Source organism: Shewanella sp. 30m-14 (assembly GCF_052977125.1).
This window is the reverse complement of sequence record NZ_JBRILW010000024.1, coordinates 65,590-85,879: the sequence shown is the minus strand read 5'-3', so window position 1 is coordinate 85,879 and position 20,290 is coordinate 65,590. Positions and strand designations below refer to the sequence as shown.

The 20,290-nt window shown below is 43.7% G+C and carries 17 protein-coding genes; 10 read left to right on the top strand and 7 right to left on the bottom strand.

The genetic code is table 11. The features are described 5' to 3' along the window. Window positions 1-314: 314 nt before the first annotated feature. Window positions 315-1,736: a cytochrome c oxidase accessory protein CcoG gene (gene ccoG / locus ACVBIU_RS16595; protein ID WP_447164305.1), complete on the bottom strand. Its 1,422-nt coding sequence runs from the start codon at window positions 1,734-1,736 to the stop codon at window positions 315-317. An 88-nt stretch (window positions 1,737-1,824) separates the two neighbouring features. Here ccoG and ACVBIU_RS16590 point away from each other — a divergent pair, with 88 nt between their 5' ends. The 3 genes from ACVBIU_RS16590 (at window position 1,825) to ACVBIU_RS16580 (ending at window position 3,599) form a co-directional block, all read left to right on the top strand. Then, on the top strand, window positions 1,825-2,178 hold the full coding sequence (locus tag ACVBIU_RS16590; protein WP_447161601.1) for a hypothetical protein: 354 nt from the start codon (window positions 1,825-1,827) through the stop codon (window positions 2,176-2,178). A 138-nt stretch (window positions 2,179-2,316) separates the two neighbouring features. Continuing rightward, window positions 2,317-3,219 carry a 1,4-dihydroxy-2-naphthoyl-CoA synthase gene (locus tag ACVBIU_RS16585; RefSeq protein ID WP_447161602.1) on the top strand — a complete coding sequence of 301 codons (903 nt, stop codon included), beginning with the start codon at window positions 2,317-2,319 and terminating at the stop codon, window positions 3,217-3,219. A gap of 182 nt (window positions 3,220-3,401) precedes the next feature. Further along, on the top strand, window positions 3,402-3,599 hold the full coding sequence (locus tag ACVBIU_RS16580) for a DUF2061 domain-containing protein (RefSeq protein ID WP_447161603.1): 198 nt from the start codon (window positions 3,402-3,404) through the stop codon (window positions 3,597-3,599). Here the strand turns inward: ACVBIU_RS16580 and ACVBIU_RS16575 are convergent. Further along, window positions 3,596-4,792: a potassium/proton antiporter gene (locus tag ACVBIU_RS16575; protein ID WP_447161604.1), complete on the bottom strand. Its 1,197-nt coding sequence runs from the start codon at window positions 4,790-4,792 to the stop codon at window positions 3,596-3,598. The genes ACVBIU_RS16580 and ACVBIU_RS16575 overlap by 4 nt on opposite strands. A 564-nt stretch (window positions 4,793-5,356) precedes the next feature. Between ACVBIU_RS16575 and ACVBIU_RS16570 the strand changes: the two genes are divergently transcribed. From ACVBIU_RS16570 to ACVBIU_RS16540, 7 genes are all read left to right on the top strand, one after another. After that, on the top strand, window positions 5,357-6,166 hold the full coding sequence (locus ACVBIU_RS16570; protein WP_447161605.1) for a phosphate ABC transporter substrate-binding protein: 810 nt from the start codon (window positions 5,357-5,359) through the stop codon (window positions 6,164-6,166). A gap of 78 nt (window positions 6,167-6,244) precedes the next feature. Continuing rightward, entirely contained in the window at window positions 6,245-7,150 is a 906-nt protein-coding gene (gene pstC / locus ACVBIU_RS16565; protein WP_447164304.1) for a phosphate ABC transporter permease subunit PstC, read from the top strand. Next, the gene (gene pstA / locus ACVBIU_RS16560; RefSeq protein WP_447164303.1) at window positions 7,150-8,001 is read left to right on the top strand and encodes a phosphate ABC transporter permease PstA; all 852 of its coding nucleotides are present in this window, start codon (window positions 7,150-7,152) and stop codon (window positions 7,999-8,001) included. The genes pstC and pstA overlap by 1 nt, the downstream gene beginning before the upstream one ends. Before the next feature lie 10 nt (window positions 8,002-8,011). Further along, the gene (gene pstB, locus ACVBIU_RS16555; RefSeq protein ID WP_447164302.1) at window positions 8,012-8,761 is read left to right on the top strand and encodes a phosphate ABC transporter ATP-binding protein PstB; all 750 of its coding nucleotides are present in this window, start codon (window positions 8,012-8,014) and stop codon (window positions 8,759-8,761) included. A 262-nt stretch (window positions 8,762-9,023) separates the two neighbouring features. Beyond that, window positions 9,024-9,305, top strand: a complete 282-nt coding sequence (locus ACVBIU_RS16550) for a hypothetical protein (protein ID WP_447164301.1) — start codon at window positions 9,024-9,026, stop codon at window positions 9,303-9,305. 317 nt (window positions 9,306-9,622) lie between these two features. Continuing rightward, window positions 9,623-10,666 carry a GMP reductase gene (locus ACVBIU_RS16545; protein WP_447164300.1) on the top strand — a complete coding sequence of 348 codons (1,044 nt, stop codon included), beginning with the start codon at window positions 9,623-9,625 and terminating at the stop codon, window positions 10,664-10,666. A 317-nt stretch (window positions 10,667-10,983) separates the two neighbouring features. Then, window positions 10,984-11,775 carry a helix-turn-helix transcriptional regulator gene (locus ACVBIU_RS16540; protein WP_447161611.1) on the top strand — a complete coding sequence of 264 codons (792 nt, stop codon included), beginning with the start codon at window positions 10,984-10,986 and terminating at the stop codon, window positions 11,773-11,775. Between the two features lie 74 nt (window positions 11,776-11,849). Here ACVBIU_RS16540 and ACVBIU_RS16535 read toward each other — a convergent pair whose 3' ends face one another. The 5 genes from ACVBIU_RS16535 to glmU form a co-directional block, all read right to left on the bottom strand. Beyond that, complete coding sequence (locus ACVBIU_RS16535; RefSeq protein WP_447164299.1) at window positions 11,850-13,421, bottom strand: hypothetical protein; 1,572 nt, start codon at window positions 13,419-13,421, stop codon at window positions 11,850-11,852. 162 nt (window positions 13,422-13,583) lie between these two features. After that, on the bottom strand, window positions 13,584-15,413 hold the full coding sequence (gene glmS / locus ACVBIU_RS16530; protein ID WP_447164298.1) for a glutamine--fructose-6-phosphate transaminase (isomerizing): 1,830 nt from the start codon (window positions 15,411-15,413) through the stop codon (window positions 13,584-13,586). 101 nt (window positions 15,414-15,514) lie between these two features. Then, window positions 15,515-16,285, bottom strand: a complete 771-nt coding sequence (locus tag ACVBIU_RS16525) for a DeoR/GlpR family DNA-binding transcription regulator (RefSeq protein ID WP_447161614.1) — start codon at window positions 16,283-16,285, stop codon at window positions 15,515-15,517. A 162-nt stretch (window positions 16,286-16,447) separates the two neighbouring features. Next, a complete protein-coding gene (locus tag ACVBIU_RS16520) occupies window positions 16,448-18,580 on the bottom strand; it encodes a TonB-dependent siderophore receptor (protein ID WP_447164297.1) in 2,133 nt (710 codons plus the stop codon). A gap of 273 nt (window positions 18,581-18,853) precedes the next feature. Further along, complete coding sequence (gene glmU / locus ACVBIU_RS16515; protein ID WP_447164296.1) at window positions 18,854-20,218, bottom strand: bifunctional UDP-N-acetylglucosamine diphosphorylase/glucosamine-1-phosphate N-acetyltransferase GlmU; 1,365 nt, start codon at window positions 20,216-20,218, stop codon at window positions 18,854-18,856. Between the last annotated feature and the right edge of the window lie 72 nt (window positions 20,219-20,290).

Below are 20,290 nucleotides of genomic sequence, written 5' to 3'. Positions count from 1 at the left end.
TCTCGTGTTAACAACCATCATTCGAAGCTCTTAAAGCGTTTGTCACCTGAATCAAATCTCCTAGGAGTTTTAACTCTAACCCTTTATAAAAAGAGCTAACCGATACCGCTGCAAGTCCCGTTCTATCTAGCTTTTGCTAAGAGCGAATGGCCTGCGGTGCCGTGTCAGTGGATGCGCATTATAGGGAAATTTGAGATCAGCGCAAGGGGGTTTTTCAATTAAATTAGAATAATCGAATCAAATGCATAGTTAACAAACGATACGTACAAAAAAGGGGCTAAAAGCCCCCTTTTTACATGTTTCACAGTAAAGGATCAGTTACCAAAGAAGCGAGATTCTTGCTTTGCTTCAATTTCACCATCATCAGTAGTCACTTTAAAGTTGATATGAGTCATTGTTCGGCTCAGGTCTACAGGGTCAACAGCAACACTAATAGGTAAGGTTAAGACTTCCCCTCCTTTAATGCTCACTTGTTGAGGTCCAATCCAATCATAATTGGCTAGCCCTTCAACACTCATATTGTAAAGGTGGGCCTCTTCTGTCTTATTCAAAATCTTCAACGTAAAGGTGTTCTCTATCAAACCGTCATCGGTTTCTCTATAGAGCTGGTTTCTGTCTCTGATAATGTCGATACGAATGGGGGCTATCGTAGCAGTTGCATAAACAAGAACTAAAATCATCACTGACAGTACTACGCCATAACCCACAAGCTTTGGCCTAAGCACTTTTTCCTTTACGCCCTCTAACTTATTTTCAGTGGTGTAGCTAATCAGTCCTTTATCGTAGCCCATACGTGTCATAGTCGTATCGCATGCATCAATACATGCACCACAGTTTATACACTCATATTGCAAGCCATTACGGATATCGATGCCAGTAGGACAAACTTGCACGCATAAGTCGCAGTCTATACAGTCTCCTAAGCCTAGTGCTTTAGGATCGGCTTTTCTCGACCTTGGCCCTCTGGTTTCACCGCGCTTGGTATCATAACCCACTATATAAGTGTTCTTATCAAACATGGCTGCTTGGAATCGTGCGTAGGGGCACATGTGAAGACACATAATTTCGCGCATCCACCCTGCGTTACCGTAAGTCGCAAAGGTGAAGAAGATAACCCAGAAGTAAACACCGCCACTGGCTGTTAGGGTGAACACTTCTTTATAGACTTCACTGGTCGGCACAAAGTAAGACACGAATGTCATTGCTGTAAGTAAAGAGATTAGCAACCAAGATGCGTGTTTAGCGGTTTTGCGCCACAGTTTGTTGAAACTCCATGGCATCTGGTCGAGCTTAATACGCTTATTACGCGACCCTTCTAGCTTTTCTTCAAACCATATAAAGATAAAAGTCCACACGGTTTGCGGGCATGTGTAGCCACACCATACTCGACCGAGATATGTTGTGATAAAAAACAACCCAAATGCCGCGATCATTAATAATGCTGCGAGTAAGGTAAAATCCTGCGGCCAGATGGTTAAACCAAAGACATGAAACTTTTGCTCGGCAAGATTAAACCACACCGCTTGGCGGTCTCCCCAGGGGATCCAAGGCAGAATTAAAAAGAACAACATTGCCACCCAACCTAGACGGCGACGCAGAGTGCTCCACAAGCCCTCAACAGCACGGACATAAATACGATTACGCGGATTAAAGCGGTCGGCTTTACTGGCATCGGGTTGATGAATTTTGATTCTTTCAGCTTTAGAGAAGTCTTTATTATTTTGTTCTGCGCTCATTTTGCAGCCTTACAGCTTTAATTTTTCTGGAAAACTAGCTTATTATAACGCTTATACTACAAGTTATTCACCTACATAGGACTAAAAGATGAAGGGTTGGATCATATTGGCAATCATCGGTGGCATTCTTTACTACCTTTATACAGAAACCGATACCTTAGACGAGCCAATCGCTGAGATTGAAGGAATATTTCAACAGGCAGAGGACAAGCTTGATAGCATGACAGGCACTCAGATCCAGCGTGTAGATAATACACTCGATTTGTTAAAAACTGATATTGCAGACCGCCTTTCTGCTACGGAGCAACAAGCGTTAACTGTAATTACGCAATCACAGGCCAAACTCAATGAGTTTAAAGCTGATTTCTGTGGTAGTGGCGCCAATAAACATTCAGCTTTTAGTAAGGAAAATCAAACTTACATTTGCGACAAGCTTAATTAAAGGCCTAAAGTCTTTAGTCAAATAACGCAACAGATCTCAGTTAATCGATTAGCATGCAAACTAGATTGACCTGAGATCTGATTAGGCCTAGCCTTTAGCTATTATCGTATTTCTATGAAGAAAAAAGGCTAAAGGCTCATGACACTACCAGTATCTGACATTTTTGATCCCGAATTATGGGATCTTGTTCCAGGATTTGATTTCGAAGATGTTACCTACCACAGAGCCAAAGATCAGGGCACTGTACGTATCGCAATTAACCGCCCTGATTGCTTAAACTCGTTCCGCCCTAAAACCGTTGATGAACTTTACACCGCACTCAATCATGCGCGTCAGTGGTCTGATGTTGGTTGTGTATTACTAACAGGTAATGGCCCTTCAGCTAAAGGTCAATGGTCTTTCAGTGCCGGTGGCGATCAACGTATTCGCGGCAAAGATGGCTACAAGTATGAAGGTGCTGAAGAAGGCACGCCAGATGTGGCTCGTATGGGGCGTTTACATATTTTAGAAGTACAGCGTTTAATCCGCTTTATGCCTAAGGTGGTTATTGCTGTTGTACCAGGCTGGGCTGTTGGCGGTGGCCATAGTCTACATGTGGTATGTGACTTAACCCTTGCTTCAAAAGAGCACGCGGTATTTAAGCAAACTGACCCTGATGTAGGTAGTTTTGACTCAGGTTATGGCAGCGCTTACCTTGCTAAGATGATAGGCCAAAAGCGCGCTCGAGAAATCTTCTTCCTTGGCTTTAATTACTCTGCAGAAGAAGCCTTTGACATGGGAATGGTTAACCGCGCTATCCCTCACCAAGAATTAGAAACAGAAGCATTAAAGTGGGCTAAAGAGATCAACTCTAAGTCTCCTACCGCGATGCGTATGTTGAAATACGGCTTTAACTTACCCGATGACGGCTTAGTTGGTCAGCAGTTATTCGCCGGAGAAGCGACTCGCCTAGCTTATGGCACCGAAGAAGCCAGAGAGGGTCGTGATGCCTTCTTAGAAAAGCGTGATCAGGACTTCTCTTCATTCCCTTGGCACTACTAATTTACAGTTAATCTGTTAATGAAAGCCTAACGTAAACCCATCAGTACACGAACTATATTGATGGGTTTATACCCAAAGTGCATTTCCAATCGACAAAGCCTATCAAACTAATCTATGTAAACCCCTTTCAATTGCAAATGATAACCATTACCATTTAGACAATTCAAATAGAGGCACTCATTATGATTAAAACCATGACATTCGCAATTCTACACTTTGGCGTCGCCTTCACCATTACTTACCTGTTAACAGGAAGCGTTGTCATTGGTGGTGCCGTCGCGTTAATAGAACCTGCTGTTAATACCGTTGTTTTCTACTTTCACGAAAAGGTGTGGAAAAACATCGAGTCTAAAAACGCACTGCAAACTGCGCCAGCTTAATCTTTATCAGTATTATTTAAACCCAGTTTGTTCGCGAGCGGTCCAATAGCCCCCCCTTGAATAAACACTGAGAACAATACGATAAAGAACACCATGTGCACGATATCTAACGATCCCGGTACACCTGCCGCCGCGGGGATCAATGCGAATACAATGGGGGTCGCCCCTTTTAGACCAATAGAGGAAATAAACAGCCGCTTCTTCCAACTCGCCTTAGTAAAAGGCAAGTAACAAAGCTGCACAGCTAAAGGTCTAGCAACAAAGATCAACAGTAGTGCCGGTAGTAATGAGCTAATAAACACGGCAGCTAATGATTGCGGGAATATTTGTAAGCCCAACACGATAAACATTAAGGCCTGTGCTAACCAAGATAAACTATTAAAGAAGTGCAGATTAACAAGCTGGCCTCGCTTAATACCATTACCTATTACCACCCCCGCTATATATGAAGCCAATAAAATATTGCCACCCAGTACGTCGGCACCATAGGTCGCAATCACAAAGCTTGCGAGTACAAATACAGGGATGAGACCAAACTCTGATAGGTGAATTCGATTTAATAACCAGACCGCGATGCTAGCCACCAGCCAACCGACAATCATAGCGACACCAATTTGCGTGACCAATTCTATAGCGATCTCAGATGCCACTACGGTCTTACTGCTTGAAAGCGCCATATCAGTTAAAAAGATAACCAGTAGCATAGCGACGGGATCGTTAGTGGCCGATTCAAACTCTAATACCGTGTCGGTCTGTTCTTTTAGCTTAAGCTTTTTAGATTCAAGAATTGAAAACACTGCTGCAGCATCTGTCGATGACACAATAGCAGCAAACAATAGGCAGGTAATAAAGTTGAAATCCAACAGCCAGTATAAAATAAAGCCAAAAATAAGCGTGGTAAATAACACCCCAAAAGATGCGAGGATCCCGCCTTCTTTATAGGCGACTTTAATTTTGTCCGTTGAGGTATTAATGCCACCAACGAATACAATCATGTTCAACGCCAAGCCACCTATCCATGCGGTTTTATCTAGGTCGTCATAGACAAAGTTAAACTCGCCATTGCCTAGCATCAAGCCAACACCCATAAAAATAAGCAACGACGGAATACCAAGTGTTCTTGAAGGGTGGTGCAGTAATATGCCAACTAAAATTAACGCCGACATACCAATCATGATCATTTCAGTGGTCATTTATGCACCTTTAATGTGGTTATATAATGTAATTACGAAACAAGTGTCGAGTAATGAAGATAGGCTCAATAGAATCACTCGGCATTGCTATTTGCGAACAGGCGCTATTTGGCTATGGTTTTACAGATAAAAATGCGGTTTTGACTGGCTGTCATAAAAGTTTAATAATAAATTTATCTTACTAACTCACAACAGAAACATAGCATAAATCGGCACTCTTATTGTTAAAATAGTCTTAAGGCTAAGTTAATTCCGACCGGAGTTTATTGCAACCATTTAACGCCAATCTCTTCAAGCCTCCCCAGCCTCTAGCTTAAGACGTTATATTATCAATTAAGAAAACTCCCCCTTAATTTTTATTCATTTAACAAAAACCGCCATTTTGTTTTCTACGCATTGACCATAACGCTTTGCTTAATCCCATTTAAACCTGTCGCACTAAAGGTGTTGTCACCTAACTGTCATATTCCTCTGTCTTAATGCGCTTGCCTGCAACGAGGCAACTAACTTGGTTTTGTAAAATAACTGGTATCTAAGCGACCAAACAATAGAGTGGAAATCGTAATGAAAAAAGTATTTGGCTTGTTAACCGCAGTAAGTCTAATGGCTGCACCACTAGCTCAAGCAAGCACTGTTACAGTATCAGGTTCGACATCTGTAGCCCATGTAATGGAAGTGCTGGCAGAAAACTATCAAAACAACACCAACAGCAGTGTAGAAGTACAAAGCACAGGCTCATCAGCGGGGATCCGAGCAGCCAAAGATGGCACCAGTATGATAGGTATGTCTTCTCGCAATATAAAAGATAATGAGCTTAGCAGTGACACCAAAGAGATCGTTATTGCTCGTGACGGAATTGCTGCCGCGGTCAATAAAACAAACCCAGTAACAAACTTAACTCAAGAACAGATTTCAAAAATTTATCGAGGCGAAATTAAAAACTGGAACGAAGTCGGCGGTGAATCACGCCCAATCGTTGTCGTCACTCGTGAGAATGGATCCGGTACTCGCGGTGCATTTGAAGAGATAATGAAACTTCAACGCACGATTAACGGCCACAAGGTCACCGCAATTTCTCCGACCGCTCAAGTAGGTAATGGTAACGGTATGATCAAAACCATCGTCGCCAATAACCCTTATGCAATCGGTTACATCTCTTTAGGCAGTGTCGATGCAAGCCTTCGTGCTGTCGACGTCAACGGTGTTGCAGCAACTGATGACAACATCATAGCCGGTGACTATCAAATCGCACGCCCCTTCATTGTATTGATAGATAAAAATGCACCAAGCAATGCTAACAACTTCATTGAATACATCCTGTCTGAAGATGGCCAAAACATAGTGGCTGAAGAAGGCTACATTCCTGTTAAGTAAACGATAACGAACAGAGGAATAAATATTCTTCTGTTCTCATTCAATCATTTTTCATCAGTTCGATGTCGAGGATAAGTGATGACGACAGCCAGTAAAGCTGGGTTGCAAGGGCTTCAGCTCGCCCCAGCAAAATCATACGACTTGAAAGAGATGGGGTTTCACCTTCTTTTCTTATGCAGCGCAATGGTCGGCGTACTTTCAGTTGCGACTATAGGTTGGTTTGTCTTTAGCGAAGGCTTACCTGCTTTTAAAGAAGCCGGTGTTTCACAAATGCTATTAGGTAAAGAGTGGCTGCCACCAGCACTATTTGGCTTGCTACCTATGATGGTTGCATCGCTAATATCAACAGCTGGCGCCGTAATGATTGGTGTACCTATTGCGCTACTTACCGCGGTATTTCTTGCAGAGCTCGCACCAAATTGGTTGGCCAATATTATTCGCCCTTCCGTTGAGCTGCTTGCTGGTATCCCCTCTGTGGTTTATGGCTTCTTTGGCTTGGTGATTATCGTCCCCGCCATAGAAACGATATTTAACATCCCTGCGGGTAACACCATACTCGCGGGCGTCATCGTTTTAGCCATTATGATTTTACCGACCGTCATTACGATTTCAGAAACCTCCCTACGCGCCTTACCACCAATCTATAAAGAGGGAGCGCTCGCACTCGGTGCTTCGCATATCTACAGTATTTTTAAGGTACTAATACCGGCTGCACGAAGCGGTATTTACACTGGTATTGCGCTAGGTGTCGCCCGCGCGATAGGCGAAACCATGGCAATCATTATGGTGATGGGCAATGCCCCAGCAATGCCTGGCTCAATTTTAGAGCCCGCTAGAACCTTAACCGCCAATATCGCGATGGAGATGTCATACGCTACAGGCATTCATGCCAGCGCACTCTACTCTACGGGCATAGTGTTACTGGTATTTATCGTAATACTTAACGGTTCACTGCTTTATCTCAACAGAAAGCGAGCGCACTAATGTTAAAACTTTCACGAGACAACCAAGACAAATTGATGATGCTAGCCATCTGGTCTGCTGCGGCTACAACTCTGCTGTTTTTACTTTGGGTGGTATGGCACATATTAAGTAATGGCCTCGCTCACGTTAGCTGGGAATTCATTACTGGCGCTTACACTCGTATTGGTGAAGCATCTGGAATTTGGGCCATGATAGTATCCACCGTGTATATGGTCGGCCTATCACTCGCCTTTGCCGCCCCGATTGGCATTATGACAGCTATTTACCTAACGGAATATGCCGATCCAGGCAGCCAAGTGGTTAAGGTGATCCGCTTTTGTACCGAATCATTAGCGGGCATCCCATCGATTGTTTATGGTCTATTTGGTATGACCTTCTTTGTCACCACACTTGGACTAGGCTTTTCTATTTTATCGGGAGCATTAACCCTAGCCATGCTAATTCTCCCCGTGATAATCCGTACAACTGAAGAAGCGCTCCTGTCAGTGCCTATGAGCTATCGTGAAGGCGGCTATGCCTTAGGTAGCTCAAAAATCTACACCATTTTTCGCTTAGTCCTGCCCAGCGCCCTACCAGGTATTGTAACTTCAATAATTTTAAGCACTGGACGAGTGATAGGTGAGTCAGCCCCCGTATTTTTAACCGCTGGTATGGTGACACAAATTCCAGAATCGGTGCTTGAATCAGGCCGCACCTTGACTGTACACCTTTATAAATTAACCCAAGAGCTATTTACCCAACATGAGTGGGATCAAGCTTATGCCACCGCGACGGTTTTGATTGTGCTGGTTCTCATCTTAAATATGGCGACGAAAGTGATTGCCTCACGTTTAAATAAATCATCCAAATAAGGTTATCTCCATGAATAAGCTAGAAGTGAACAACTTAAACCTATTTTACGGCGACAACCACGCGCTCAAAGATATCTCTTTAGCCATTCCAGCTCGCCAAGTAACCGCGTTAATTGGCCCGTCTGGTTGTGGTAAATCAACCTTACTTCGCACGTTAAACCGCATGAATGACTTAGTTGCGGGAGTAAAGATTAACGGTGACGTGATGTTTGAGGGCAGCAATATTTATCAAGATGTGGATGTTAAACACTTAAGAATGCGAGTTGGCATGGTGTTCCAAAAGCCAAATCCCTTTCCAATGAGTATCTACGAAAATGTGGCTTTCGGCCTCAAAGCACAAGGCATTAAAGATAAAAAAGTCTTAGATGATGCGGTGGAGGAGTCGTTGCGGAGTGCTGCGCTATGGGAAGAAGTTAAAGATAGACTTAATACTCCCGCGTTTGGTCTATCTGGCGGCCAGCAACAACGATTATGTATTGCCCGAGCCATAGCCATGAAGCCGGAGGTGATTTTAATGGACGAGCCCACGAGCGCATTAGACCCCATTGCAACCCATAAAATTGAAGAGTTAATGGATGAACTGCGTAAACAATTCACTATCGTCATCGTGACTCACTCTATGAACCAAGCAAAGCGGATCTCAGACAAAACAGCATTTTTCTGGATGGGTGAGCTAGTTGAGCATGGTGACACGAGCCAAATTTTTAACCGTCCATTAGATCAACGGACTCAAGGTTACGTTAGTGGCAAGTTTGGTTAGGTTATACATAGCAATGCGCTCACGCCACAGTTGAGCGCATTGCTATCATTCATAGAAATAGAATTAGTGGTCCAGCGTACTAACATCGTTGAAGTTTTTGTTAATTATTAAGTGAATTCTCACGACAATAAACTAGTACCTAAGATGGAAATAGCTAATAAACCTAAAAAAACAAGGCTAACCAAAAAACGTAAGCTTGTTAAAGGCGCATTATTAAGATAGCTTCGGTATATAGGTATATTGAACAAAGAGGCGATCTTACATGAATATGGAAAGAACTAGAGAAGCTCAAGAACACCTGCAAAGAGAATTCGAAATCTACAACAATGCATGCATCAAGAAATTGCCCCCGCTAGATATCGATAGTCCAGAGAATCTCGAGACAATGTTAGAGTTTGTCACTCGCCGAGAATCTTTAAAACAAGCCAAGAACCTCAATTCACCACCAGCTGCAAAACTTAAATCAGCCATCGCAGATACGTTGTTACTATTAGATAACTTCGACATAAAGCTATCTAAAGCGAAAGGTGCAGCAGAGAGATAAGCGTTAACAAGGATAAGTACAATCGTAATGATAGGATTCGCTTATTAAGCAAATATTAGTGTTAAACCTCTACTTAACACTAACACAAGCAAACATGTATACAACAGTATAGCAACCTTCCTTTATTAGGGAATGATAGTTTTAATTTAAGAACTTGCTAACTGAAAATCTGTTCCTATAATGCCTAAAACCGGAGCGCCCCAAAACGCTGCGGTTTTTTTGTGCCTGAAATAAGCTCAGGAATTAATTTAATGCCCGATAAAAAATCTTTTTATCGGCGGTTTTGCTGCGCGCAAAATCCATGTGAGGAATAAACTATGCGTATTGAACAAGATATAAAGTTAGGTTTTAAAGATGTACTTATCCGACCTAAGCGTTCAACGTTAAAGAGTCGTTCTCAAGTAGATCTAAACCGTCAATTTACTTTTAAGCACAGTGGTAAAACTTGGTCTGGTGTACCAATTATTGCCGCGAACATGGATTCTGTAGCCAGCTTTAAGATGGCAGCTAGCCTAGCTACACACAATGTTATGACAGCGGTTCATAAGCATTACACTGTTGAGCAGTGGGGCGAGTTTGTTGCCAGCCAACCTGCTGATGTACTACAACATGTGATGGTTTCAAGCGGTACCTCAGATGCTGACTTCATTAAGTTAAGTGAAATTTTAGCGCTTTCTGATGCGCTTAACTTTATCTGTATCGACATCGCTAACGGCTATTCAGAACATCTAGTCGATTACGTACGCAAAGTAAGACAATCTCATCCACAAACAGTCATAAGCGCGGGGAACGTGGTCACTGGTGATATGGTTGAAGAACTGATTATTGCCGGTGCAGATATCGTTAAAGTCGGTATTGGCCCTGGCTCAGTATGCACAACGCGTGTTAAAACTGGCGTTGGCTACCCACAACTTTCAGCCATTATCGAATGTGCTGATGCAGCCCACGGCTTAGGTGGACAGATTATTGGTGATGGCGGCTGTAGTTGTGCTGGTGATGTCGCTAAAGCCTTTGGTGGCGGTGCAGACTTTGTAATGCTTGGCGGTATGTTAGCTGGCCATGAAGAAAGCGGCGGCGAAGTTATTGAGCAAGATGGCAAAACCATGGTTAAGTTCTACGGCATGTCATCACAGTCAGCAATGGATAAACACTCTGGTGGCGTTGCTAAGTACCGCGCAGCAGAAGGTAAAACGGTATTACTGCCATTTAGAGGCAGCGTAGATAACACCATTAATGACATTATGGGTGGCGTACGATCTACTTGTACTTATGTTGGTGCTGCATCACTCAAAGAACTCACTAAACGCACCACGTTTATTCGTGTTCAAGAGCAGGAAAATAACGTTTACGGTAAAGAGTAAACTATAAAACAATTCATTTTATAGGGGCTTTAACAGAGCTCCTATTAAGTGGTTAACGCCAAGTTATAAAGATAATGTTCATACTCGATTTTTTGTCATTTGTATTACTTCCTCTAATCCCAACCGCCTTTTATAAATATATTCTCTACCAGATTAAAATAAAGCCCCCCCTCTAGTCACAGCACTCCAGATAATACATGACGATTAGCGGTGCTTACTTAAGCATATTTTTGATCTATATCAATTCCAAAACAGCTACCTTTGTTAAGTTAAGGTTAATGGCGGCATGTTCGCCCATGTTTTCGCTAGGAGGGCTTGTGAACTGGGACGATTTTTCCAAGTGGCAGTACTTATTAATAGAAAATATGTCGACGAGAGAGATTAAAGGTGAAGACTTTAGCTATCTATCGAATATTTTGCAGGCTGATGCGACGAGCATTACTGTTATCGATACTTGCCTAGAGAGACAACACACCTGGTCACCAGAGATCTCAACAAAAGATATCCCGCTTTACCAACAACACTGGCGGCATGATATTTTCTTTAATACTTACTTACGCAAAGGCCTGATAAATACTTCGCAAATAATGGAGAGCCTAGTTGATCCCGAGTTGATTTCGGACCAAATCTACAGTGAAAACTTACTGCCTTATGTTCGCTATCGTTCAAGCCTAATTCTACTTTTAGGCGTCAACCAGCACCTGTACCTGTTATTTACGGCTCACTCGCTTAACAAGGTATTTAGTCGTAGCGCACGACGATTACATGAGAAGCTAGGCCATTCAATGCAACCATGGGTTAGTGCTTTTCACGCTAAACAATTAGCAAGTATGGAGCAAGATAAAGCCCTTTGTCGCTGCCAAGAACATTTTCCACTGACGATCAGGCATAGACCGATCAAGTTAACGCCTGCTGAATACCAGGTGCTGAGCTTATTAATCAGTGGTCATTCGGGCTCTGATATCGCAGATATTCGAAACGTCAGCAAGGAAACCATAAAGAGCCAGATAAAAAGCGTACTACACAAAACGGGCTCTAAGCATCAAAATCAATTGTTGTGGCGCTATAACCATGATGAGCTGGTGGTGACTATCGGCCTTAATAGTTAGGTCTCGTCAATTGGCTGTTACAAAAAAAGCCTGCCGATATCTGCAGGCTTTACTCATTAAAGCACTAAAGAGAGTTATGGCTTAACTTGCTTAATTGCAATAGCAAAGGCCGAGAACTCATCAGCCCCATCTTGCCATTGAGATACCACCACCATTAGGTCTTTATCTTGGTTCATAGCCCACTTATCTTCGTCACCAACAAATAACCCATCCACTAGACTCATCTGCATAGATTGGTCAGTTAACGTCTCATTTTCGGACGTTGCCACATGGCTCCATACAGCAAGACCATCAGCATTAATATCCAGTTCGACAATCCAATAGCCAAAACCATCGGTGTTCATGCTGCCATCGTCTGGCATCTGTAAGTTATATAGGCGCCAACTTCCCTCTAGATCCGCAATAGTTGGATTTTCATTGGCACGCAATAGTACCGACATATTCTGTCGAGTTGCTTTAAAGCTATGGCGCAAAATGACATCTTTACCGCGAGAAAGGTAAGTCACCGCAGACTCATCGTCATCTTCGATGGTGATCTTACCCATCTCATTCATAGCAAATTGAACCGTTTCTACCTCATTACTCGCTTGCTGATTACCAACTGTTAGCTCTGTAATGTCAGCCTTACCCTGGTCATCAATCACAAGCTTATCGATCCACACACCAAACTCGTTCTGATTAAAGTTAGCGCTAACAGGGGTTTCAACTCCTGTACCCCACCACTGTCCTTCGAGATCGCTAAGCTGTTGGCCACCAGCTAACTTTATCGAAAAGCCAAGTTCCTGCTCGCCCTCTTCACTAAAGTAATTGGCAATCTTGTCTTTATTACTGCTTAAACCCATATCGAGATTGTCTATCTCAGTAAAGCTCAGCATGCCGCTTTCACTTAAGTTAACTTTAAATGTGTCAGTATCTAGATCCCCAGCACTCTTTACCTTAGCCGCCATAGTGACATTACCCGCGGCGTCGATAGTCCACTCTTCAACCACATAATTAAAGGCATCCGGTGAGTATGTGCCGGCAACGGGGATAGAGAAGAAGACCGTATGCCACTGCCCAGTCAAATCCGTTAATTGATATCCCCGACTCTGACCGAAGTGGGCTAACGCATCATCAGCATCGACCAGATCTTCAGCCTCCAATCCTGATGCGACAAGTGCTTGCCCAGCCTGCTCATCAAAATTATCTGCTGTAGGGTCCACCTGATGGCCCGCTAGCGTTTCATGGATATCATCCGCTAATTGAATTCCTGTATCGGGGTCATTATCTGTATCGAGCGACTGCAGTAAGCGCAAGGTGTTAATCACTCCAGTATTATCAGCCGAATCTGTTTGGTACAAATCCATCGGTGTCACTTCTTCCTGACCCGCGACAATTGGAAAACGCGTAGCGCCTATGTAGAATTCTACAGACTCACCCTCGTTATAATTAAACTGTCCCTGAGCGTTCGTGACACCACTATGATCCGCAGTTTCATAGCCCATTCCCGCTACTGGACTATCCGAAAATATTCCCGTCAATACTGTTGGCTGTGGCTCTGGAGCCGGCGGTTGGGTGGCGTTATCGCTGTCGCTACCGCAGCCAGTAAGGGCTAGTATGCTACTCACAGCCAAGGCCGATACGCTAAGCCTTATTAGTTTTTTCATTATTTATCTCCTTGATATTGGCCTATGGATAGCATGTGATAAGCCTGTCATTACAGCATCCCCCTTAAGGGGGATAACATAGGAGAAAGTAAGATCTCTAAAACAAAGAAACCTCCACAAGGGAGGTTTCTAATCATTAAATGATAAATTTAATTCTATCTGTTACTCAACCGTCACTGACTTAGCCAAATTACGTGGCTGATCGACATCGGTACCTTTAATCAAGGCTACGTGATAAGACAGTAACTGTAGTGGAATGGTGTAGATTAACGGTGCCATAAACTCATCACAGTGTGGAACCGGAATCACCTTCATGGTGTCATCCGACTCGAACTCTGCGTCTTTATCGGCGAATACATACATCAAGCCACCGCGAGCACGTACCTCTTCAACGTTAGACTTTAGTTTCTCTAATAGCTCATTGTTTGGTGCAACTACGATAACCGGCATATCAGCGTCAATCAGTGCTAATGGACCATGCTTAAGCTCACCTGAAGCGTAAGCCTCGGCGTGGATATAAGAGATCTCTTTAAGCTTAAGCGCACCTTCCATTGCGATGGGGTACTGATCACCACGCCCTAAAAATAGTGCATTGTGCTTATCGGCAAAATCTTCAGCAAGTTCGGCAATCGCATCGTCTAAACCTAGTGCTTGCTCTACTTTAGCTGGCATAGAAAGCAAGCTTTGGCTGATCTGAGCTTGCATCTCATCAGACATACCATTGTAACGGCCAATAGCAGATGTCAGCATTAATAGACCCGCTAACTGCACAGTGAAGGCTTTAGTTGACGCTACGCCAATCTCGGCGCCTGCTTTCATCATGTAAGCCATATCAGATTCACGAACAAGTGATGACCCTGGCGCATTACAAATCGTCAATGTTGCCTTATAACCCATCTCTTTAGCCAAGCGCATTGCCGCTAAGGTATCTGCGGTTTCACCAGACTGTGAAATAGTAACGAGTAAGCTGTTAGGGAATAGATGAGATTTACGGTAACGGAACTCAGAAGCGATTTCGACGTTACACGATACACCCGCCCAATCTTCTAACCAGTAACGTGCTGCCATACCGGCATGGTAACTGGTACCACAAGCAATAATCTGTACGTGCTTAATGTCTTTTAGGAATTCAGCTGCGTTGTCACCAAATGCAGTATCTAATACTTTACCACCCGCAATACGGCCTTCAAGTGTACGAGCGATAGCTGTTGGCTGCTCGTAGATCTCTTTTAGCATGTAATGACGGTATTCACCTTTGTCGCCGGCGTCATGAGTTACTTCAGACTCTTTAACTTCACGCTCAACCGCATTGCCATCTACATCATAAATACTCACGGTCCGACGCGTCACTTCAGCCACATCGCCTTCTTCTAAGAAAGCAAAAGAGCGTGTCACAGGTAAAAGTGCTAGCTGATCAGAAGCAACGAAGTTTTCACCTAGGCCATAACCGATAACCAGTGGGCTGCCAGAGCGAGCCACGATCATACGCTCACTGTCACGACGGTCGATAACCACAGTGCCGTAGGCACCTTCTAGTTGCTTAACGCTTGCTTGAACCGCTGCAAGTAGCGTGTCATGTGCCTTTAACTCATGATGTACTAAGTGACAAATCACCTCGGTATCAGTGTCTGATGCAAAGGTATAGCCTAAGCCTTTTAGCATCTCACGCAGTTTATTGTGGTTTTCGATAATACCGTTGTGAACGACTGCTATATCACCTTCAGATAAATGAGGGTGTGCATTACGCTCACTCGGCTCACCATGAGTTGCCCAGCGTGTATGCGCAATACCTGTACCACCAGCAAGTGGTGCAATATCGAGTGCAGCCGATAACTCTTGTACCTTGCCCACACGGCGAGTTCTATTGAGCTCACCATTATTTAATACCGCAACACCCGCAGAGTCATATCCACGGTATTCAAGGCGTCTTAGCCCTTCCACAAGAATTTCAGCTACATCTCTTTGTGCTACAGCACCAACGATTCCACACATATTATTTACCTAGACTCTCTTTGTGAGAGATAAATTTAAAGTTAAAAATTGAATTTTAAAATGGATAACGCGATTAATCAGAGATGATGACTCTGAATACGTTACCCTGCATAAGGTGCTAGAATAACTCGCACACCATGCTTAGAAATGATGTCTAGCGCTTCACTCGGTAACCTATCATCGGTGACTAACACGCTGATTTTGCTCCAGGGTAGTTCAAGGTTTGGAATGCGTCTACCCAGCTTTTCTGACTCGAGCATCACCACCACTTCTCGTGACACTTCCGCCATCACCTTGCTTAAACCAGTCAGTTCATTAAAGGTTGTCGTGCCACGCTCAAGATCGATACCGTCAGCACCGATAAACAGCTGATCAAAGTTATATGAACGCAACACTTGTTCGGCAATCTGTCCTTGGAAAGACTCAGAATGCGGATCCCAAGTGCCGCCCGTCATTAATAGCGTCGGCTCATTTTCTAGCTCATGAATCGAATTAGCCAGAGCAAGGGAGTTAGTCATCACTAATAAACCACGCTTAGCATTAAGCTCACCAATCAAACCTGACGTAGTACTGCCGCTATCGATAATAATGCGATTATGGTCGTTAATCAGCTGAGCAGCCGCCTTTGCGATAGATAACTTATTCGGTGCTATTTTGGCTGTAAACTGCTGGGTAACTTCATCAGGCACGGCGACGGCGCCACCATAACGACGCAGTAAAAGTCCGGTTTTTTCTAATGTGGCTAAGTCTTTGCGAATGGTGACTTCAGAAGTTTCAAAACGTAGGGACAACTCTTCAACACTCACCTCTCCTTGCTGGTTAAGCAGGCTAATAATGCTGTGACGTCGTTGTTGAGTGTTTCGTTTGTTCATAAAACCTTTCGCTAAGTTTCGATTCGAAAGGCATATTATAGTGAAACGAAACTTATTTGCCAGTTTTTGATGATAATGAGTGTTTCAGTAAAAAATCATCAATACAAAAAAGCCCCAACCCTAAGGTTGAGGCTTTAGCACTCATTAGACTTGCAGCTTTCGTTAGAACTTAGCTTCTAGCGCTAGGCTAAAGTGACGCCCTTCACCTACAGTCACATCGGTATTAGTACCGCCCGCTAGGTAATCAGCATCGAATAGGTTTTTCACGTTTACACGAACGCTGACATCACTCCCCATTACGTCCATAGTGTATGCAGCGCCCATATCGAAGCGTACATAACCATCTTTACTAATCGTATTGCTGGTATTAGCAAAACGCTCACCCACATAGAGAGCACCAAAGTTTAATGCTAAATCATCGGTCATCTCATAACGCGTCCATACGTTTGCAGACCACTCAGGCGCATCAACAGGAGTCTTACCGTTCAAGCTATCCGTTTCAGGGCGATGATACTCAGCATCGAGATACATCATAGAACCTGTCATAAACCAGCTATCGCTAACTTGGCCTTGGGCACCCATCTCGAAACCTTTATGGCGCTGCTCACCTGACTGAGTCGTAATAGTTTCTGAACTACCTTCAATCTCTTCAGTTACCGTCACATTTGATACTGTGATATCAAATACGGCACCGGTTAACAGTAGGCTACCGTCAAACAGTTCCCACTTAGTGCCAACTTCATACTGCTCGCCGTATTCAGGATCGAGATTCTTACCATCATTAACGTCATCAATGTTGTTCACTATCCCTTGAGGGGTAAAACTCTTAGAGTAGTTAACGTAGATGCTGCCGTTATCCGCAGGTGAGTAGATCACACCAAATTTAGGCGATACCGCATAACTATTATTACCCGAACCTTCTTTCTTCTGTTCGTCGTAACGTACACCAGCAAGCACTTGCCACTCATCGGTAATCGTCACTAAGTCTTGAACATAGAAACCGTAGTGCTTGTATTCACTTTCGTATTTGGTTGCATCACTGTTGTAATCAAGATCTGGCCTAGGGACAGCCTGACCAGGCATGACTAATTGGTTTTTCTCACCCGACTCTTTGAGCTGACCATAGTAGTAATCAAGCATGTTGGCGCCAACAAGCAACTGGTGTTCTATATCACCGGTGTAGATATTACCAGTGAAATCAACAAAGCCGGTTTTGTGCTGCCAGTCGTCATAACGGTCAAATGGACTAATATAATAACCATCTGTAAACGGATCTTCAGAGCCACTGATAAGTGATGGCGAAGAATCTAAACGTTGACGATTAAACTGCTGATCGTTATAACCCGCTTTAACTTGCCAGTCATCGGTTAGGTTATAAAGCAGCTCAGCACCTAAGTTAGAGATGGTGTTGTCGGTAAATGCCCATGGCTGATCCCAAATAATGTCACGGCCACCAATCAAGTCACCACTACTGTTTAGCCAACCACCGCGATCAATTCCAGTTTTATCTTGGGTGTGATCATATTTAAGCGATAGTAATAGGTCATCGGTAATATCAAACTCTAGGTTTAAATAGCCTAACCAACGGTCACGCTCTTGATTTGTGCCATCTTGGTACTCACGCCAGTAAGTCGTGTCCTGCTTAACTAAGACTGTACGGTAACGAATAGTCTCAGCATCATTTAAGCTCCCCCCCGCATCTAGCTGGAAGCGTGTAGAACCATGTTCATCAGTATCAAAGCCAATATCGAGCATAGTTTCATAAGTCGGCTTCTTAGTGACCATGTTAATCAAGCCGCCAGGACCCGATTGGCCATAAAGCATGCTTGATGGGCCTTTTAGAACCTCAACCTGCTGCAATGTTTCAATAGGCTGTACATAGTGAGACCACTGCTGCTGACCATTGATCAAGAAGCCTGAACCAGAAGAAAGTTCGAAACCACGAATATTAAATACTTGGCGATTCCATTTTTCAGATCCCCCCGTCACACTCGAGTCGTTAACCAGCACTTCAGAAAGGTTAGTCGCTAGCTGTTCATCAGTAACAAAGTCAGGGATAACGGTGACAGATTGAGGCGTGTCTAAGATATCGATATCACCACGCATAGCACCTGAAGATGAGCCAACGTTGTAATCGTTAAAGCTACGACCCATAACGCTAATACGCTCGATATTTGGCTCAGCGACAATAGCAGCTCCAACACTAGCATCCTCAGCAAAAACAGAAGATGAAGCCAATCCAGCAACAATTGCAAGCCCTAAACGTGAAAACTTAAATGACGTCCCAACAGACATATCCAACCCCAAAATGACACATGAATGTATTAATTGAGCCGCAATATAAATGAGAATTGTTTTTATTTAAGTTTCTTTACACTTCTTTACGATTTATAGTGACGCACTTCAAACTTACCATTACGGTGTAACCTTGATGCATATAAATGTATTAGTAGGTCTCTACCTTTTATGTGTTAATTTTCCAATGAACGGATAGGACACAATCTTACTCATTCAAATTAAAAACAAAAAAAACGACCATAAGGTCGTTTCTTTAAACGTCGGTATTAACTATTTCTTATTTTTAATAGGACGCGCCCATCCCGTTAAATGACGTTGCTTAACACGCGTAATCACTAACTCATCGGCTGCAACATCTTTAGTAATGGTGGAACCTGCACCTAAGGTGGCCCCTTTACCAATAGTCACCGGAGCAACTAACTGAGTATCACTACCAACAAAGACGTTGTCTTCAATAATCGTCTGGAACTTGTTAGCACCATCATAGTTACAAGTAATAGTACCCGCGCCAATGTTCACACCTGAGCCGATAGTTGCATCACCAATATAGGCTAAGTGACCCGCCTTTGAACCCTTGCCGAGTACCGCTTTTTTCATCTCAACAAAGTTGCCAATGTGAGCATCTTCTTTAAGTTCAGCGCCGGGACGTAAACGAGCAAAAGGCCCAGCACTTGCAGCGACTCCCACTTTAGCGCTTTCGATAATCGAATAGGGTTTAATTACCGCGTTGTCACTAATCTCGCAATCAATAAGAATCGCGCCAGCACCAATGGTGACGTTATTACCAATCGTCACTTTACCTTCGATAATCACGTTAACATCAATCATCACATCCATGCCGACAGTTACATCGCCACGAATATCAATACGTGCAGGGTCGCGCAGGTTAGCGCCCTCAAGCATCAGCTTTTCTGCCGCACGCGCTTGATAAGCTCGCTCAAGTTGCGCTAGTTGTACGCGGTTATTTGCACCTTCAACTTCCACAGCAGACTCCGGCTGTGCGGTGGTAATAGCAACGCCATCATTGTGCGCCATAGCAACGATGTCGGTAAGGTAATATTCACCTTGAGCATTGTCTGATGACAACTGACTAAGCCAGGCTTTAAGTTGCTTACCCGGTGCAGCCATGATGCCAGTGTTGATCTCATTGATAGCAAGCTGCTCGGCATTAGCATCTTTCTGCTCGATGATACCCACGACGTTACCGTTCTCTCTAACAATACGGCCGTAACCCGTTGGGTTTGGTAGATTAACAGTAAGAATAGCCAAACCATTAGCATCACGTGCAGCCAATAATCCATCAAGCGTCGATGCCTGAATCAACGGCACATCACCATAAAGAATAAGCACCGTATCATCGTCGCTAATATTGTCATTCGCCTGCGCTACCGCGTGGCCAGTGCCCAATTGCTCAGCTTGTAGTACCCAATTAAGTTGCTGTTCACCTAAGCTTGCCTGCAGTTTATCAGCGCCATAGCCATAAACTAGCTGGATAGCATCACTGCCCACTTGATGTGCAGTATCGATAACATGCTGAACCATGCTCTTATGAGCGATAGGGTGAAGAACTTTTGGAAGATCTGAGCGCATGCGGGTTCCCTTGCCTGCGGCCAAAATCACTACATTCAGTGCCATTGGTTTATATCCTTGAGCTAATGCTTAAGCTAGTATTTGAGCTAATGTTAGAAAATGAGGTATTTATCAGAT

Coding starts and splice junctions, on each gene's coding strand:
- glmS (WP_447164298.1), bottom strand. CDS start 15,413: ATGTGTGGAATCGTTGGTGCTGTAGCACAAAGAGATGTAGCTGAAATT.
- ACVBIU_RS16575 (WP_447161604.1), bottom strand. CDS start 4,792: ATGACCACTGAAATGATCATGATTGGTATGTCGGCGTTAATTTTAGTT.
- ACVBIU_RS16580 (WP_447161603.1), top strand. CDS start 3,402: ATGATTAAAACCATGACATTCGCAATTCTACACTTTGGCGTCGCCTTC.
- ACVBIU_RS16525 (WP_447161614.1), bottom strand. CDS start 16,285: ATGAACAAACGAAACACTCAACAACGACGTCACAGCATTATTAGCCTG.
- glmU (WP_447164296.1), bottom strand. CDS start 20,218: ATGGCACTGAATGTAGTGATTTTGGCCGCAGGCAAGGGAACCCGCATG.
- ACVBIU_RS16550 (WP_447164301.1), top strand. CDS start 9,024: ATGAATATGGAAAGAACTAGAGAAGCTCAAGAACACCTGCAAAGAGAA.
- pstC (WP_447164304.1), top strand. CDS start 6,245: ATGACGACAGCCAGTAAAGCTGGGTTGCAAGGGCTTCAGCTCGCCCCA.
- pstB (WP_447164302.1), top strand. CDS start 8,012: ATGAATAAGCTAGAAGTGAACAACTTAAACCTATTTTACGGCGACAAC.
- ACVBIU_RS16585 (WP_447161602.1), top strand. CDS start 2,317: ATGACACTACCAGTATCTGACATTTTTGATCCCGAATTATGGGATCTT.
- ACVBIU_RS16570 (WP_447161605.1), top strand. CDS start 5,357: ATGAAAAAAGTATTTGGCTTGTTAACCGCAGTAAGTCTAATGGCTGCA.
- ACVBIU_RS16545 (WP_447164300.1), top strand. CDS start 9,623: ATGCGTATTGAACAAGATATAAAGTTAGGTTTTAAAGATGTACTTATC.
- ccoG (WP_447164305.1), bottom strand. CDS start 1,736: ATGAGCGCAGAACAAAATAATAAAGACTTCTCTAAAGCTGAAAGAATC.
- ACVBIU_RS16520 (WP_447164297.1), bottom strand. CDS start 18,580: ATGTCTGTTGGGACGTCATTTAAGTTTTCACGTTTAGGGCTTGCAATT.
- ACVBIU_RS16590 (WP_447161601.1), top strand. CDS start 1,825: ATGAAGGGTTGGATCATATTGGCAATCATCGGTGGCATTCTTTACTAC.
- ACVBIU_RS16535 (WP_447164299.1), bottom strand. CDS start 13,421: ATGAAAAAACTAATAAGGCTTAGCGTATCGGCCTTGGCTGTGAGTAGC.
- pstA (WP_447164303.1), top strand. CDS start 7,150: ATGTTAAAACTTTCACGAGACAACCAAGACAAATTGATGATGCTAGCC.